This is a genomic window from Pseudomonas sp. LPB4.O (genome assembly GCF_038383825.1).
GTDB classification, from domain to species: domain Bacteria; phylum Pseudomonadota; class Gammaproteobacteria; order Pseudomonadales; family Pseudomonadaceae; genus Aquipseudomonas; species Aquipseudomonas putida.
In genome coordinates, this window is sequence record NZ_CP151298.1 from 3,157,355 (window position 1) to 3,171,759 (window position 14,405).

A 14,405-nucleotide genomic window follows, 5' to 3' on the forward strand; every position below is an offset into this window, starting at 1 on the left:
AATTTAACTCAAGATCCATGCATTGGCGTGCTGGTCTGACAAAGAAGCTGGCAGGCGCCAACGTTGCTGGCCTCAGTGCTTCTTCTCCCCTTCATTGCGCGCTGTTTTCTGTGCGGTCGAATCATGATCGGAGCCTGATGAGCCATCCGGTCTATGTGCATCGTTGTCGCGTTCTTCTTCACCTTGGGATTTTGATGGGGCCTGGGGCCTATGCCCGGTGTCGGTGTGCTTTTTCATGGCTACCCTACCCTTGTCTCTGTTATTCAAATAACACTTCGGAGCCCGGCTCCGTGCTACCTAAATTGATGCTGACGCGGGGAATGAAGTTCAAGTCAAGAACCCAAGCGAAACTGCGCTGAACCGGTGAACCATTTACATAGCTGACACGTCCACCACAAAAGAACAACGAGTCGACATCAAAATGGCAAGTGATCCCGTACTGGCCGTGCTTGGCTACCTCAAAGACCACCATCTGGTACTCACCACTGCCGAGTCCTGCACAGCGGGCTGCATGGTCGCTCTGCTAGCGGCATTCCCAGGTACAGGCGAGGTGCTCGAAAGCGGCTACGTAGTGTATTCCCCCTCCGCCAAGAAGCGTTTGCTAGGTGTAAGCGCGGAGACCATCGAACGATACGGGCTCACTAGCGAACCAGTCGCCTGGGAGATGGCTCTAGGGGCTTTGAAGGACAGCGATGCCAACGTCGTTATTGCAACTACCGGTGTAGCCGGGTCTAGCCCAGCATCTGGGGTTCTACCCGGCACAGTGTGCTTTGCCTGGGCATTTGCCGGGGAACCAATTGCCGTATTTACCCGTACCCAGCGTTTTTTTGGAGAGCGAGCGCAAGTCATGCATGACGGGGCCGTCTACGGACTGACCCGCCTGATCCATTATCACGAGCGCTGGCTTCGTGGGGAGCGCGCCTGAGGATTATGGCTATGGCGGATGATGAACTGGTGTCGAGACAGCAGCCTGTCCAGGAAGACATGACCATGCAGCAGCGCGTCTGGCGCTTCGAACGCGTGGGTTGGTACCTGTTGGTCGTCATTGTCTTACTTGGATTGGCCGGCGTATTCGGTAATGGCCCACTCAGCAATGCTCAGGTCACGAGCGCTGATGGCCGTCTGCATGTTGAGTATCAACGCCTCAGCCGCAGTGGCACAACTGACAGCTTGCGCATCACTGTACGCGGCAGCGCCCGAGAACCCATCATGGTGCAGCTCGATGGTTCACTACTGCGCGAAGCCAGCATTGAAACCTTACAACCTCAACCACAAGCCTCGCTCTCACAGGGCAAGGCCATCTTGCTGCAACTGGGAACCAGCGGGGATGGCATTGCCACGCTCTATCTGACCTTACGCAGCGAGTATGTCGGAACACTGGAATGCGCGGTGCGCGCAGGCCCATCCAGTGCAGTCCACTTCTCTACCTTCCTATTCCCTTAGGAGCGAGTAATGGATTCAATCCTTCGCGCAGCCGGCATGTACATCGCCCTCATGCTGTTGTTTCGCGTTGCAGGCAGACGTTCCTTAGCTGACCTGACGACCTTTGATTTTGTGCTGCTGTTAATCATCGGCGAAGCGACCCAACAGGCTTTGCTGGGCGATGATTTTTCCTTCACCAATGCCATGTTGGTCATCGCGACGCTGATCGTCCTGGATGTCGGACTGTCGCTCGCGAAACTCAATTCCAAGCCTTTGGCGCGACTGCTGGATGGCTACGCTACGCTGGTCGTTGAGCATGGCCGTTTTCTGCACCACCGTATGCACCGAGCGCGGCTCACTGAAGACGATATTCTTGAAGCTGCGCGCGATAGCCAGGGAATCGAAAAAGTGGAGCAGATCAAATTTGCCATTGTCGAGCGCAACGGCAAGATCTCGATCATTCCCAACGAGTGACATTCTCTAGGAGCCTCGGACAGGCCACGGCGCCCCGCCTATTTAACTAAGGAGAATGGCGTGGTGAGGCTCAATTATTGGTGTAGGCATCAGACTCCGCTGGGTGGTCAGCCATTCTCACATTTTGCTGGTGTCGAAGATCTGCCCCTGTTCCATCATCGCCAAAATGAGTGATTGGGACATGCGATAACCTCGGCACTCCTTGCTGCGATGCGCGCCGCCCTGGCAATCAGCGGTTACGGCCCAGAGCGTTAAATGGGCCGCGTCACCTGCCTTATCGTATGCGGAACCCAGTCCTCCAGGATGAACTCCAAATCCAAAGGGATCCGGTTACTCACAAGCGGATTGACCGACGGAAAATGGCTCTAGGTTTATGGAAACGGTCTGGAATGGTTTGATGGAAAATTGGATTGAGTTGCTGGAATGGCCAGCGATGGCGGTCACAGTGCTGGCAGCCTGGTGTATTGGATCGCACCGCCCTAGGCGGCGCAAAGTGGGCTTCTGTTGCTTTATCGCAAGCAACATTTTATGGACGGTCTGGGGATGGCATGCCCAAGCTTGGGCATTGATTGTGCTTCAGGTAGTGCTGTGTCTTATGAACTTTAGGGGTTGGAAGAAAAACACAGCAGCCGAGCTGCGGTCATGACCAGTCCGGCTGTGGGGTGATCCCAGTCACCGCTACTCATTGTGCTCTACCGTAGGGTCTGTTCACCTTGAGGGGATTACGGAGTTGAGCGAATCCTTTTACCGATGAGAAAGCTTGCGAGCAGCCACTTGTACAAACCGTAGGTATCCATGCGTAGCTCCTCGGCTCTAGATCGACTCTGCGTCATCTTGAATGTCTTCCTCCGCCTCTGCTGCGTCCGTAGCATCGGCATCATTCAAAGGCGGCGACGTGGGTTTTTGCGGGTCGTTGATGAATGGGACATCGCTTGGCCCTTTTTCTTCCGGGCCCTCAGTCTTAGGTTGCATAGCTACCTCCAGTGTGATCTGCCTGGCGCTACGCGCCACCTGCCCTTTCCGAAAACTTCTTAAAATCAACAGGGGTAGGTATGAACTCCGGCCCCTGCCCCGCTAACCTCCATCTCACCTCGGAAATGCCATAGCGCTCCGCCATAGGCCGGCTCACCAGCTTGATATTGTGCTGACCAAACCTCGGAATGATGCCGACACCGGCATCGCAGCTCGCCCAGTGCCAAGCAGTAGCGTTATCCATCTTCTCGAGGCGGATGATGAATGTCCGATGATCGCCGTGCAGTTCATACTCGATCACGTACAGTTGAAGTGCTGACACAAGAATCCCTCCCTATAGTTCATGTCTTATGGAGGTATCGAATGTGAGAAAAATTCAGTTGAGAAGCGGAGCGGCTCGGTGCCGCCGTCTCTCTCAAACCTCATCGATGGCAGGCTCATCACGCTCAATCAATTCAGAACGTCGAATTTTCCGCGAAGCGGCCATTGCGCCAGCCCCGTCTGGGTACAGTACCTTACAGAGCGCTTTCATCAACGCTCAGATACCGCTGCCTGATATTGCCAAGAAAGCACAGAGCCATGATGAGCCACTGATACAGGGACTAGACCTATCGTGCGTCCTCGCAGAAGCGGTAAATGGCCCGGCAAGCCGCACGCAGTGACTCGTCATCCAGCGCATAAGCAATGCGCAAATAGCCCGGTAGACCAAAAGCACTGCCCTGAACGACTGCAACATTGGCCTCCTCCAGCAACGCCAGGGCCACAGCTTCGTCATTGACCAATTCGCGCCCAGCAGGTGAGCGCTTGCCGATCAGCCCAAAACAGTCGGCGAAAGCGTAGAACGCCCCGCCTGGCACCTCGCAACTGATGCCCGGCGCCTGGTTGAGCAACTCGACCATGAAATCACGGCGCCGCTGGAATACTTCGCGACTGTGGGCGATGAAGTCTTTCGGACCGTCCAGGGCAGCGATTGCGGCGTGCTGCGAGATGGAGCAAGCGCCCGAGGTCTGCTGACCCTGAAGCTTTTCCATCGCCTCAAGCAGCCAGCGAGAGCCGGTAGCGAACCCGATCCGCCAACCCGTCATGGCGTAAGCCTTCGACACGCCGTTCATGGTCAGTGTCCGTGCAGCCAGCCGTGGTTCGACCTGGGCAAGCGTGAGGAAGTCACGGCCGTCGAATATCAGGTGCTCATAGATATCGTCCGCCAGAATCAGTACCTGCGGATGGGCCAGCAACACCTCAGCAAGAGCCTGCAATTCGTCGCGGTCGTACACGGCGCCCGTCGGGTTGGACGGTGAGTTCAAGATCAGCCAGCGGGTTTTCGGCCCGATGGCTTCGGCCAGCGCTTGCGGGGTGAGCTTGAAGCCCGACTCGGCGCCACAAGCGACGATCCGCGACTCGCCACCGCACAGTTCAACCATTTCTGGATAACTGACCCAGTATGGCGCGGGGATCACAACCTCGTCGCCTTCGTTCAGGGTCGCGGCCAGGGCATTGAAGATGACCTGCTTGCCGCCACTGCAAACCAGCGTGTCCTGCCAGCTGACATCAAGACCATTCTCACGCTGGTATTTGCGTGCGATGGCTTCACGCAGCGTGCGAAGGCCGGCTACCTGGGTGTAGCGGGTATGGCCGTTGTCGATCGCACTGATGGCCGCGGCCCGGATGTGCTCCGGTGTATCGAAGTCAGGCTCACCCGCACAGAGCGAAATGATCTTCGCCCCGTCTGCGCGGCGCGCAGCCACGCGGTCGATGATCTTGTAGGTCGCCGAAGGCTTGGCAGCCTCCAGGCGACGGTTCAGCGTTGCCAGGCTCACGCGTGCTCCTCCGGGTGGGAAAGACCCATCAGGTCCATGGTGGTTTTGCCTTCGCGCAGCTTGCCCATGAATACGGCTTCTTTGTCCGCGCGCTTCTGTCCTTCCCGCAAGGTATGTTCAACGGCATTGGCCGGAATGATGATCACACCATCCTCGTCCGCGACGACCAGATCGCCGGCGCTGACCTGCGCACCGCTGAAGTCGAACGGCTTGCCGACCGAAGGCGTGGTTGCCTTGACGGTGCCTTTGACCGAGATGCCTCGCGCAAATACAGGGAAACCATGAGCTTCGAGCGCGGCGACGTCGCGCACACCACCGTTGATCACCAGGCCAACGATGCCTGCCGCTTCCGCCGCCACCGTGAGCACCTCACCCCAATAGCCGGCGACGAAGTCGGCGGTATCACACACCAGCACGCTGCCGCGCGGCGCTTTGGCCACGGCCAGGTGCAGGCCCAGGTTGTCACCTGGTGAACACTGCAGCGGGTAAGCCGGCGCGGCGATGAATGCGCCTTTCCAGACTGCGCGAATCTCGCGATCGACCGCGCACGGCAGCCCGGACGCCTCGTACAGGGTGGAGGTGCCCAGGACCTTTGCAAGGTTCTGATAATCGTGTGGAAGGCTCATGATTGCTTGCTCTGCAGGGAGTGGTAACCGAGGGCGGCACGGGCTTCTTTGAGGCTCTTGCCAGCCGCAATCTGTTCGCGGATTTGCGCTTCGACGTGTTCGATGCGACGTGCCGTTTCAGCAACTTCCCGGGCACGGTCACGCGGGACGATGACGACACCATTGGCGTCAGCGACGACGATGTCGCGGGCACAAACCCGGGCATGGCCAACCGACACCGGCTGGTTGACGGCCACGACCTCCACGCGGTCCTTGCCGGTACGCATGAAGCGGCCTTTGCTGAACAGCGGGTAGCCTTCGCCCAGCGCCTTGTTCACATCGCGGCAGACACCGTCAATGACCGTGCCGGCAATACCGCGGGCCAGGGCGTACTGGGTCATGATGTCGCCCCACACCGTGCAATCGGTACGGCCTTCGTTGGCGATGACCACTACGTCGCCTGGTGCGACTTCCTCAATGAAGTCACCCACGGTGCCTGGCGGTGTGCTCGCACTGACGTACTGGACAGTGAAGGCTGGGCCGACCACGACCTGGCTGTAGTTGGCCAGCGGCGCGATACCAAAGGCCTGGCCGGGAAGGCCCAGCTTGTCCATCGCGTCGGACACCCCTGGGGTATCCAGGCCTTCGAACAAGGCGACGAGGTCTTTATCAGAAAGGCCCATATCAGTGCTCCACCTTGATGGCTTCGAATTGGGTATCGTGCATCACTTCCTCGACCGAACGGCCTGCGCGGACGGCGTCCACCATGCCGGCCTGGCGACGGTCGATACGCTCGGCCAGGTCAAGCACCTTGTCGATGGCACTGGCCGGGACGAAAACGGTGCCGCATGCGTCGGCAATCACGTAGTCGCCTTCATCCACGTCAACGCCGGCCATGCGAACTGTGACGGCCGCGTCGATCTGGATGAGCCTGTTGCGCGCGCTGATCATGGTCACGCCACGGCCGTAGACCGGGTAACCGATGTCGGCGCTGCCGCAGATGTCGCGGCTGAAGCCATCAATGATCGAGCCACGGATGCCTTTGCGCCGGGCGGCATTGGCCAGGATGTCACCCCAGCTGGAAATACCGTCAACGCCACCCGCAATCACCAGCACGCGGTCATCGGTGGTGATCTGCTCGATGACTGGGGTAATCAGGTGAACGGTGGGTGCCACGTCCTGCTTTGGCCCCAACTGCACGGTGCTGGCTCGGCCAACAATCTTCGGGCAGTTCCAGAGCGGCATCAGGCCGTTGGTGGCTCCAGGCAGTTGGAGGAAGTCCAGCGCGTCCGACACCGTATTGGTATCGAGCACAGCCAGGCGCTCAAGCGGGGCTTTCAAGCTCATCGGTTGCAGGCCTCTTGTAAGTGAGGCTTGAGTATCTGCGCGGGCATTTGATACGTATATTACGAAGAAGCTAAGCTTGTCATACCCCAAACCTATGGAAGAATGCCGTGATCAACTTTCGCTTGATACGTCACCTGTGGCTGTTCCTGGCCGTTGCCGAGGACCAGAACTTCAGCCGCGCGGCCAAGCGGCTAGGCATGTCACAGCCGCCGTTGACCGAGCAGATCCAGGCGCTTGAACAGTCCCTTCGCATTCAACTGTTCACCCGCTCTCGCCGTGGCGCTCAGCTCACGGCCGCCGGGGCTGCAATTCTCCCCGCGGTGCGCAAGTTTGCTGATCAGCTGGAGCGACTGGAGTTGGCGGTTCACGAGGCTGTGGCAGGGCACGCCGGCGTGGTGACCATCGGGGCAATCACCTCGGCCATGATCGATGTGCTGCCCCAGCTGATCGAGCGGTTCAAGCAAGACCACCCGTTGGTCACGGTTTCGGTTCGAGAGATCGATAGCGCGGAGGCGATACCCGCGCTTGAGGCCGGCGATATCGACATCGCCTTTGCACGCCTTGAAGGCAACCTCGGCCGGCATCTGCAGTCCATGCCGCTGTCAGAGGATCGCCTGGCAGTCGCGATGCCCAAGGACCACCCACTGGCGGCCAGTGCAGCCATTGAGCTCAAGGCTCTTGCCGATGAAACCCTGGTGATGGCCTCACGAGACGTCAGCCCGGTGTATTTCGACTATCTGGTGGGGCTATGCAAGGCCAGCGGCTTCGCGCCGCGTATCGTGCATCAGGTCCGCTCTGTCACGGCGCAGGTGGCGTTCGTCAGTTGTGGCCAGGGCATCGCTTTGGTGCCCACCTCCATGGACAAGCTTGCTCCTGAAAATGTTTTGGTGCGGCCGTTGCAGCCCGAAGTGAAGGTTGTCACCACCGCCATGGCATGGCACGGCGTTAACGGCAATCCTTTGGTGGATGCGATGATTGACCAGGCCAAACAGGTTTTTGCGTCATAGGCTGGGCATATGACAGGGTTCGCGGCTTCGTATTTTACAAAATTCAGGGTGGGCCCGACATTGGGGCCTCTGTAAAAGGAGTTCCCACCGTGGCAAACCCTGCTCGCTTCACTCACGAGAAACTGCCGTTGAACATCGACGGCGTGCTGCTGGACCTGGCGGTGATCCATCGTTCCGGCCCCAAGGCACCTATCCTCTTCCTGCATGGGTTCGGTTCTACCAAAGAAGACTATGCCGACATCACGCTGCAGCCCGCATTCGAAGGCCATCCCTTCATTGCCTACGATGCGCCTGGTTGCGGAGAAACCGAATGCGCCGACCTCGCCCGCATCAACATCCCCTTGCTGGTGAAGACTGCCCAGGCTGTACTGGCACACTTTGGCGTCGACAAATTTCACCTGGTCGGCCACTCCATGGGTGGCCTGACCGGGCTGATGCTCGCTGATGCCGCTCCAGATCGAGTGCTGAGTTTCGTCGACATCGAGGGCAATATTGCGCCCGAAGATTGCTTCCTCAGCCGGCAGATCCACGATCACCCGCGCGAAGACGATTTGCGCTTTTTCCGCGACTTCATCGAGCGCACCCGGCTTGCCGCCGATCCTGCCAGCGCACTCTATGCGGCCAGCCTGGCGCACAAGGTACGTACCGGGGCGGTGCGCGGCATCTTCGAGTCCATGGTTGAGCTGTCAGATAACGGCGGTCTGATGGAGAAGTTCCTGGCGCTACCCTTCCCGCGCCAGTACATGTACGGCGCAACCAACGCCCACCTTTCCTATCTGGACGACATCGCTGCCCAAGGGGTGCAACTGGCTTGCATCCCTGATTGTGGCCACTTCCCGATGTACTCCAACCCGGCGCTGATGTGGCAGCACATCAAGGCACTGCAAGACCGCGCCTGACCCCGTTCACCGGCTCCAACTCCTACACGGCTGCTTGCGGCCGTGTGTACCCGCACACCCAGTCATAATAACAATGAGGTTGCGTCATGCTCGAAGCCATCAATGGCTTTCTTTCGGGAAAGCTGCTTATCGTCCTGGTCGTCGGACTGGGCGCTTATTTCACCGTCAAGACACGATTTGTGCAGCTTCGCTACTTCCTGCACATGTTCAAAGTGTTCAAGGACAGCCTCACCAGTAGCTCCACTCAGATCAGTTCCTTCCAGGCCCTCATGCTCAGCCTGGCCGGCCGTGTCGGGGCGGGCAACATCGCCGGCGTCGGCGTGGCTGTAACCCTGGGCGGTCCTGGTGCGGTGTTCTGGATGTGGGTTACCGCACTGGTCGGGATGGCCACCACATTGTTCGAATGCAGCCTGGCGCAGCTGTACAAGCGCCACAACGGTATTGGCCAGTTTCATGGCGGCCCGTCGTTCTACATCGAATACGGGCTGAACAAGCGTTGGCTGGGCGTTGTGATGGCGGTACTGCTGATCGTCACTTTCGGTTTTTCCTTCAATGGCCTGCAGTCACACGCAGTGACCCACTCGTTGCAGAATGCTTTTGGCGTTGACCCAGCCTATTCCGGCATCGCCCTGGCCGCCGTGCTAGCGCTGGTGTTCGTGGGCGGCATCAAACGCATCGCCAGGGTGGCAGACCTGTTGGTACCGGTGAAAACGCTGGCCTACATAGCGGTTACCCTGTACGTCATTGTCCTGCAATTTGATCACGTGCCCCTGATGCTGTTGACCATCGTGAAAAGCGCGTTCGGGCTCGATCAAGCCTTTGGTGGCCTCATCGGCAGCGCAATCGTGATGGGTGTGAAGCGTGGCGTATTCGCCAACGAAGCTGGCCTGGGCAGTGCGCCAAACGTCGCCGCGGTGGCCGAAGTCCGGCACCCTGTCTCACAAGGTGTCGTGCAGGCGTTCAGCGTGTTTTTCGATACATTCATCATCTGCACCTGCACCGCTTTGCTGATCTTGCTGTCGGGCTTCTATACCGCCGGTTTCGCGGGTGACGGCATCGTGCTGACGCAGAACTCGCTTGCCGCAGTGGTCGGTGACTGGGGCCGCAGCTTCATCAGCGTTGCACTTGCGTTGTTCGTGTTCACCTCGATTCTCTACAACTACTACCTGGGCGAAAACAACCTGAGGTTTATTCTGGGCAAGAACCGCAAGGCGCTGCTGAGCTATCGCGCCATGGTGTTGGCCTTGATTCTCTGGGGCTCGGTTCAGGACCTGTCCACGGTGTTTGCCTTCGCCGACATCACCATGACCCTTTCTGCGCTGGTGAACCTCATCGCCCTGGTCCTGCTATGCCGAGTCGGCCTGCGACTGCTCGCCGATTACGACACACAGCGCAAAGCCGGCGTGGCCGAGCCGGTTCTCACCGCCAGTGCCTTCCAGGACCTCAACATAGACAGGACCATCTGGGGCAATGCTCCAGAGCAGGTCGCAAAAGATCAGGGCTTGGGTGTGCTCGAGCCTGAACCACCAAAAACATCCTGATTGGCAGGAAGCCCAGGCAACCGTAGTGGTTGCCTGGGCTTGGTGTCAGCTTCGTGCATTCGAATAATGGGTACCGGGCCGCAAGCCCGTGTTTTCTTCCACAGCCCCCGTTCCGTCGAGGTAACCGTGCTTGCGTAGATCGGGCATGAGCACTGCGGCAATCAGGGTAATGACGCTCATCGCCGCCACGTAGTAGTAGAAATACGACTCCACGCCAGCGCCGCGCAGGGACAGCGCCACGTACTCGGCAGTACCGCCACACAGCGCGTTGCCCAAGGCATAGGGCAGCCCTACGCCCAGCGCGCGGACCGTGGCGGGGTACAGGTCCGCCTTCAGCACGCCGGTGACCGGCGTATAGAACGCAGCAATCAGGAGGCCCATCATGACCAGCGCGAAGGCTTCGTACGCATTGTTGACGGTCTTGAGACCCGTGAGCAACGGTACGATCAACAGGCTCGACAGCAAGCCGAAGGCAATCATGCTGTTTCGCGAACCAATCCTGTCAGCCATCATTCCAAACACCGGCTGAAGGCACATGAACACCACCAGCGCGGCTGTCATGATGAAGCTCACGGTCGACGGATCGAAGCCCGCCGAAACCACCAGGTATTTCTGCATGTAGGTGGAGAATGTATAGAAGTGCAACGAGCAACCGGCAGTGATGGCAATCGTCAGCAGCACGGCTTTCTTGTGCTTCATCAGCGCTTTTATCGAGCCCGCTTCCTTGTGTTTGGCGCCTTGGTGACTTGCCGTTTCAAGCATCGAGCGGCGAAGGTAGACCACCACCAGCGCACTTACTGCACCAATGAAGAATGGAATCCTCCAGCCCCAGGCCTTGAGTTCTTCGATGGGCAGCAGGTTCTGCAGCACAACCACAGTCAGCAATGCCAGCAGTTGCCCGGCAATGATCGTGAAGTACTGGAACGAGCCAAAGAAGCAGCGCTTGCCCGTACTGGAAATTTCGCTGATGTAGGTCGCACCGGTACCGTATTCAGCCCCTACCGAAAGGCCTTGCATCAAGCGGGCAATCAGCAACAGAACCGGCGCGGCCATGCCAATGGTTTCGTAGGTGGGCACGACCGCGATCATCAGCGAGCCCCCACACATCAGAAAGACGGAGATGATCATGGAAAACTTGCGGCCACGCGTGTCAGCGAGGTAACCGAAAATCCACCCGCCCAGGGGGCGCATGAAGAAGCCCACAGCAAAAATGCCGGCCGTTGCCAATAGCTGTGTGGTCTGATCGCCCTGAGGGAAAAAAAGCGCGGCGAAGTAGATTGAGGTGTAGGCGTAGATGAAGAAGTCGTACCACTCCACCAGGTTTCCGGAACAGGCGCCGAGAATGGCGCGGATCCGTTGGCGATTGGTCAGGTTACGAATATCAGGCGCAGCAGGATTGTGATTGTTGGCGTGCATTGGGGAACTCCAGATCTGAGGCAAACGCGAGGCAAGAACAACAGCGTTGGTCTGCGTCGATCTACTGGCTCGGAGTCATCACAGGAAAAGCAGGCGGCAGTACGCGGGGCGATGGAACGCACATCATGGGGGCACCTTCTGGGATCTATTATTTTACAAGTCAGCGAAAGCGCACTGACTTTTATCCCGGGCAAAGCTACGCCCTCACCTGGGTAGCGGCCAGACCCGCTGCCCTCTAGCAGTTATGCCGCGATTGAATAGCTTGGCGCAGCCGTTTCAGAGCATGTGCCCCGCCCAGATGCCTTTGGCCACCAGCTCGCTGGCAATGTCCACAAAGGTCTGGCCGACGTAGCGTGTTGCGGGGCTTACCTGCCGATCGGCGGGCAGCACGAGTACCAGCTTGCGCATTGGCGTCGGGTCAACCAGCGGCGCGGCGCACAAGCTGCCGTCATCAAGGCGAGAGTAGATGGAGGCCAGTGGCAATGCCGTATAGCCAAAACCATGACGGACCAGGTCGATCATCGCGCCAAAGGAGTCCGCCTCGACACTGGTGGTGATCTTGAAGCCTCGCTCAAGGGCGCACTGGTCCATGATCTTGCGCAGCCCATGCCGGGGGCTGGGCAGCACCATCTGTTCATTGGCCAATTCTGCGAACGGCACGGCCGTGTCCAGGTTCAACCTGGCCTCGGGAGGGCCAACCAGGACCAGGTTCTCCATCATTACCGGTTCGATTCGCAACGTGTGCAGTGGCTGCGGATCGTAGGAGATGGCCAGCTCCAGCTCGCCCCGCTGCAACCAGTCCAGCAAATAGCCGCTGAACGCCGATGAAAAGCGGATCGAGAGGTCCGGGTGAGTGTCGCGGATGCGTTGAACCAACGGCACAGTGACAATCTCGGCGGTGGTCGGCGTGGTACCGATGGCGACCATGCCTCGAAATGCGGCACGGCCGCCGGCTACCGAGGTACGGATGGACTCGAGCTCGTCCATGATCCGGGTAGCCCGTTCAAGAACCTCAAGGCCGGCAGCGGTGATTTCCATGCCGCGGCCATGCCGCTCGAACAGGTAGACGCCCAATTCCTTTTCCAACTGCCGAATCTGCCGGCTCAATGCAGGTTGCGCCACATGGAGCCGGTCCGAAGCCTTGCTCAGGCTGCCAAGTTCGGCCACATGGATCAGGGTTTTCAGTTGCACTACGTCCATCGGTCAACCACTGGCAAAGAAAGGGGCGCCTCAGAACGGCGTTTTCACAGTCTAAAGACAGGTTCGGGGACCAGCTATAGAATTTGAGCATAGCAGCTAGCACCAAAGGCATACGCCACGGCGCGACTGGGCTATCGATACCTCAGACTGTTGAAGACCCTGCCGGCCCCTGTGTTGTGCCACGATCAGTTGCCGGCTGTGTATCCGGGTCCTGCAGCTCCCCTTCCCACTTGGCGACCACCGCCGTGGCGATCGAGTTGCCTACGGCGTTGGTGGCCGAGCGACCCATATCGAGGAATGTGTCGATGCCCAGGATCAGCAGCAGCCCTGCTTCGGGAATATCGAACTGCACCAGCGTCGCCGCAATAACCACCAGTGATGCACGCGGCACCCCGGCAAGCCCCTTGGATGTAAGCATCAACGTCAGCAGCATCAGGATCTGCGTACCAAGGGTCATCTCGATGCCGTATGCCTGGGCGATGAACAGCACAGCGAAGGTGCAGTACATCATCGAGCCATCGAGGTTGAAGGAATAGCCCATGGGCATGACAAAACTGGAAATCTTGCGGCTTACTCCGAATCGGTCCAGCGCCGAGAGCAGTTTGGGATAAGCCGACTCGGAACTCGCCGTGGCAAACGCCAGCAGGAAGGCCTCCTTGATCAGCGCCAGAAGCGCGAAAACCCGCCGGCCCAGGAACAGCGCCCCAGCCATTATCAGCAACAGCCAAAGCACCATAAGCCCCAGGTAGAAGTCGCGCATGAACACCGCGAACGTTGCGAGGATCGACAGCCCGTTAACCGCGACTGTGGCGGCCATCGCTGCCATGACAGCCAGCGGTGCCAGCTTCATGACGTAGCCCGTAATGAGAAGCATGGCCTGGGCCAACTCGTCGGCAAGGCGCACGAGACCCTTGGCTTTTTCGCCCAGGGCCGCCAGGGCTACACCAAAGAACAGTGAGAACACCACAATCTGCAGGATCTCGTTGTTGGCCAGGGCCTCGACGAACGACCTGGGCACCAGATGCGTGACAAACGCCTTGAGGGTGAAGGCAGATGTCTGGAGGGAAGTGGTTGCGCTCACGTCCGGCAAAGGCAGTGCCAGATGATGCCCTGGCTGCAGGATGTTGGCCATCATCAGGCCCACCGCCAATGAGAGCAGCGAAGCAGTCAGGAACCACATCATCGCCTTGCCAAAGACTCTACCCACCGCACCGGCGTCGCCCATGTGAGCAATCCCCACCACCAAGGTGGAAAAGACCAGCGGCCCGATCAGCATCTTGATCAGCCTCAGGAATACGTCCGATATCACCGAAATGTACCCGGCAGTCTCGGTAGCAGCTGCCTTGTCAGGGCTGGTGAGGAAAATGACATAGCCGATCACCACGCCAAAAAACATGGCGAGCAGTATCCAGCCCGCCAGCGGTAGTTTGAATTTCATTGAGCACCTTTTTTCAACCAATAGGGACCGTCACCGCCAGAGCGGTGCACTACGGAACGAAGTAGGACAGTGCAAGATGCCGGAAACAGCATGGTGAGGATGGTGTATCGGCCAATGGCGACTCTGCAGCGGTGAGCCACCCGGCGAGCGTGCGCAGGTAACGAAGCAACATGGAAAATCCTCGTTCTTATTGTTGTTTTGATTCGATAGCGGCGCAGCCGCGACCGAGCAGGCAACCTAACGTTTTCACCTGCTGCCCAGAAGCGC

17 protein-coding genes are annotated in these 14,405 nt (G+C 58.8%); 7 read left to right on the forward strand and 10 right to left on the reverse strand.

Annotated features, from left to right (window positions below; all coding sequences use genetic code 11):
• Nucleotides 1-72: 72 nt before the first annotated feature.
• On the reverse strand, nt 73-237 hold the full coding sequence (locus tag MRBLPB4O_RS14135; RefSeq protein ID WP_341795583.1) for a hypothetical protein: 165 nt from the start codon (nt 235-237) through the stop codon (nt 73-75).
• A 184-nt stretch (nt 238-421) separates the two neighbouring features.
• Here MRBLPB4O_RS14135 and MRBLPB4O_RS14140 point away from each other — a divergent pair, with 184 nt between their 5' ends.
• The 4 genes from MRBLPB4O_RS14140 (at nt 422) to MRBLPB4O_RS14155 (ending at nt 2,542) form a co-directional block, all read left to right on the forward strand.
• Nucleotides 422-925, forward strand: coding sequence for a CinA family protein (locus MRBLPB4O_RS14140; RefSeq protein WP_341795584.1), 504 nt, complete (start codon nt 422-424; stop codon nt 923-925).
• An 11-nt stretch (nt 926-936) separates the two neighbouring features.
• Nucleotides 937-1,443: a hypothetical protein gene (locus MRBLPB4O_RS14145; RefSeq protein WP_341795585.1), complete on the forward strand. Its 507-nt coding sequence runs from the start codon at nt 937-939 to the stop codon at nt 1,441-1,443.
• 9 nt (nt 1,444-1,452) lie between these two features.
• Nucleotides 1,453-1,896: a YetF domain-containing protein gene (locus tag MRBLPB4O_RS14150; RefSeq protein WP_341795586.1), complete on the forward strand. Its 444-nt coding sequence runs from the start codon at nt 1,453-1,455 to the stop codon at nt 1,894-1,896.
• Nucleotides 1,897-2,293: 397 nt separating this feature from the next.
• Nucleotides 2,294-2,542, forward strand: coding sequence for a hypothetical protein (locus MRBLPB4O_RS14155; protein ID WP_341798885.1), 249 nt, complete (start codon nt 2,294-2,296; stop codon nt 2,540-2,542).
• A gap of 167 nt (nt 2,543-2,709) precedes the next feature.
• Here MRBLPB4O_RS14155 and MRBLPB4O_RS14160 read toward each other — a convergent pair whose 3' ends face one another.
• From MRBLPB4O_RS14160 to MRBLPB4O_RS14185, 6 genes are all read right to left on the reverse strand, one after another.
• Entirely contained in the window at nt 2,710-2,868 is a 159-nt protein-coding gene (locus MRBLPB4O_RS14160; RefSeq protein WP_341795587.1) for a hypothetical protein, read from the reverse strand.
• A 28-nt stretch (nt 2,869-2,896) separates the two neighbouring features.
• The gene (locus tag MRBLPB4O_RS14165; RefSeq protein WP_341795588.1) at nt 2,897-3,190 is read right to left on the reverse strand and encodes a DUF6555 family protein; all 294 of its coding nucleotides are present in this window, start codon (nt 3,188-3,190) and stop codon (nt 2,897-2,899) included.
• A 286-nt stretch (nt 3,191-3,476) separates the two neighbouring features.
• Nucleotides 3,477-4,685: a pyridoxal phosphate-dependent aminotransferase gene (locus MRBLPB4O_RS14170; RefSeq protein ID WP_341795589.1), complete on the reverse strand. Its 1,209-nt coding sequence runs from the start codon at nt 4,683-4,685 to the stop codon at nt 3,477-3,479.
• Nucleotides 4,682-5,311, reverse strand: a complete 630-nt coding sequence (locus tag MRBLPB4O_RS14175) for a dimethylmenaquinone methyltransferase (RefSeq protein ID WP_341795590.1) — start codon at nt 5,309-5,311, stop codon at nt 4,682-4,684. Before MRBLPB4O_RS14175 ends, MRBLPB4O_RS14170 begins: the two co-directional genes overlap by 4 nt.
• The gene (locus MRBLPB4O_RS14180; protein ID WP_341795591.1) at nt 5,308-5,973 is read right to left on the reverse strand and encodes an RraA family protein; all 666 of its coding nucleotides are present in this window, start codon (nt 5,971-5,973) and stop codon (nt 5,308-5,310) included. Before MRBLPB4O_RS14180 ends, MRBLPB4O_RS14175 begins: the two co-directional genes overlap by 4 nt.
• Before the next feature lies 1 nt (nt 5,974).
• Nucleotides 5,975-6,637, reverse strand: coding sequence for an RraA family protein (locus tag MRBLPB4O_RS14185; RefSeq protein ID WP_341795592.1), 663 nt, complete (start codon nt 6,635-6,637; stop codon nt 5,975-5,977).
• Between the two features lie 107 nt (nt 6,638-6,744).
• Here MRBLPB4O_RS14185 and MRBLPB4O_RS14190 point away from each other — a divergent pair, with 107 nt between their 5' ends.
• The 3 genes from MRBLPB4O_RS14190 (at nt 6,745) to MRBLPB4O_RS14200 (ending at nt 10,084) form a co-directional block, all read left to right on the forward strand.
• On the forward strand, nt 6,745-7,644 hold the full coding sequence (locus tag MRBLPB4O_RS14190) for a LysR family transcriptional regulator (protein WP_063424285.1): 900 nt from the start codon (nt 6,745-6,747) through the stop codon (nt 7,642-7,644).
• Nucleotides 7,645-7,733: 89 nt separating this feature from the next.
• The gene (locus MRBLPB4O_RS14195; RefSeq protein ID WP_341795593.1) at nt 7,734-8,543 is read left to right on the forward strand and encodes an alpha/beta hydrolase; all 810 of its coding nucleotides are present in this window, start codon (nt 7,734-7,736) and stop codon (nt 8,541-8,543) included.
• Between the two features lie 86 nt (nt 8,544-8,629).
• On the forward strand, nt 8,630-10,084 hold the full coding sequence (locus MRBLPB4O_RS14200) for an alanine/glycine:cation symporter family protein (RefSeq protein ID WP_341795595.1): 1,455 nt from the start codon (nt 8,630-8,632) through the stop codon (nt 10,082-10,084).
• Between the two features lie 45 nt (nt 10,085-10,129).
• On the opposite strand, the gene MRBLPB4O_RS14205 is transcribed toward MRBLPB4O_RS14200, so the two are convergent.
• The 3 genes from MRBLPB4O_RS14205 to MRBLPB4O_RS14215 all read right to left on the reverse strand — a co-directional run bounded on the left by MRBLPB4O_RS14205 (nt 10,130) and on the right by MRBLPB4O_RS14215 (nt 14,138).
• Nucleotides 10,130-11,500, reverse strand: a complete 1,371-nt coding sequence (locus tag MRBLPB4O_RS14205) for an MFS family transporter (protein ID WP_341795596.1) — start codon at nt 11,498-11,500, stop codon at nt 10,130-10,132.
• 276 nt (nt 11,501-11,776) lie between these two features.
• A complete protein-coding gene (locus MRBLPB4O_RS14210) occupies nt 11,777-12,700 on the reverse strand; it encodes a LysR substrate-binding domain-containing protein (protein ID WP_341795597.1) in 924 nt (307 codons plus the stop codon).
• 142 nt (nt 12,701-12,842) lie between these two features.
• On the reverse strand, nt 12,843-14,138 hold the full coding sequence (locus MRBLPB4O_RS14215; RefSeq protein ID WP_341798886.1) for a dicarboxylate/amino acid:cation symporter: 1,296 nt from the start codon (nt 14,136-14,138) through the stop codon (nt 12,843-12,845).
• Between the last annotated feature and the right edge of the window lie 267 nt (nt 14,139-14,405).

Bases quoted from the DNA above. Each gene is read 5' to 3' on its own strand.
- MRBLPB4O_RS14135 (WP_341795583.1), bottom strand. From the start codon at position 237: ATGAAAAAGCACACCGACACCGGGCATAGGCCCCAGGCCCCATCAAAA.
- MRBLPB4O_RS14140 (WP_341795584.1), top strand. From the start codon at position 422: ATGGCAAGTGATCCCGTACTGGCCGTGCTTGGCTACCTCAAAGACCAC.
- MRBLPB4O_RS14145 (WP_341795585.1), top strand. From the start codon at position 937: ATGGCGGATGATGAACTGGTGTCGAGACAGCAGCCTGTCCAGGAAGAC.
- MRBLPB4O_RS14150 (WP_341795586.1), top strand. From the start codon at position 1,453: ATGGATTCAATCCTTCGCGCAGCCGGCATGTACATCGCCCTCATGCTG.
- MRBLPB4O_RS14155 (WP_341798885.1), top strand. From the start codon at position 2,294: ATGGAAAATTGGATTGAGTTGCTGGAATGGCCAGCGATGGCGGTCACA.
- MRBLPB4O_RS14160 (WP_341795587.1), bottom strand. From the start codon at position 2,868: ATGCAACCTAAGACTGAGGGCCCGGAAGAAAAAGGGCCAAGCGATGTC.
- MRBLPB4O_RS14175 (WP_341795590.1), bottom strand. From the start codon at position 5,311: ATGAGCCTTCCACACGATTATCAGAACCTTGCAAAGGTCCTGGGCACC.
- MRBLPB4O_RS14180 (WP_341795591.1), bottom strand. From the start codon at position 5,973: ATGGGCCTTTCTGATAAAGACCTCGTCGCCTTGTTCGAAGGCCTGGAT.
- MRBLPB4O_RS14185 (WP_341795592.1), bottom strand. From the start codon at position 6,637: ATGAGCTTGAAAGCCCCGCTTGAGCGCCTGGCTGTGCTCGATACCAAT.
- MRBLPB4O_RS14200 (WP_341795595.1), top strand. From the start codon at position 8,630: ATGCTCGAAGCCATCAATGGCTTTCTTTCGGGAAAGCTGCTTATCGTC.
- MRBLPB4O_RS14205 (WP_341795596.1), bottom strand. From the start codon at position 11,500: ATGCACGCCAACAATCACAATCCTGCTGCGCCTGATATTCGTAACCTG.
- MRBLPB4O_RS14210 (WP_341795597.1), bottom strand. From the start codon at position 12,700: ATGGACGTAGTGCAACTGAAAACCCTGATCCATGTGGCCGAACTTGGC.
- MRBLPB4O_RS14215 (WP_341798886.1), bottom strand. From the start codon at position 14,138: ATGAAATTCAAACTACCGCTGGCGGGCTGGATACTGCTCGCCATGTTT.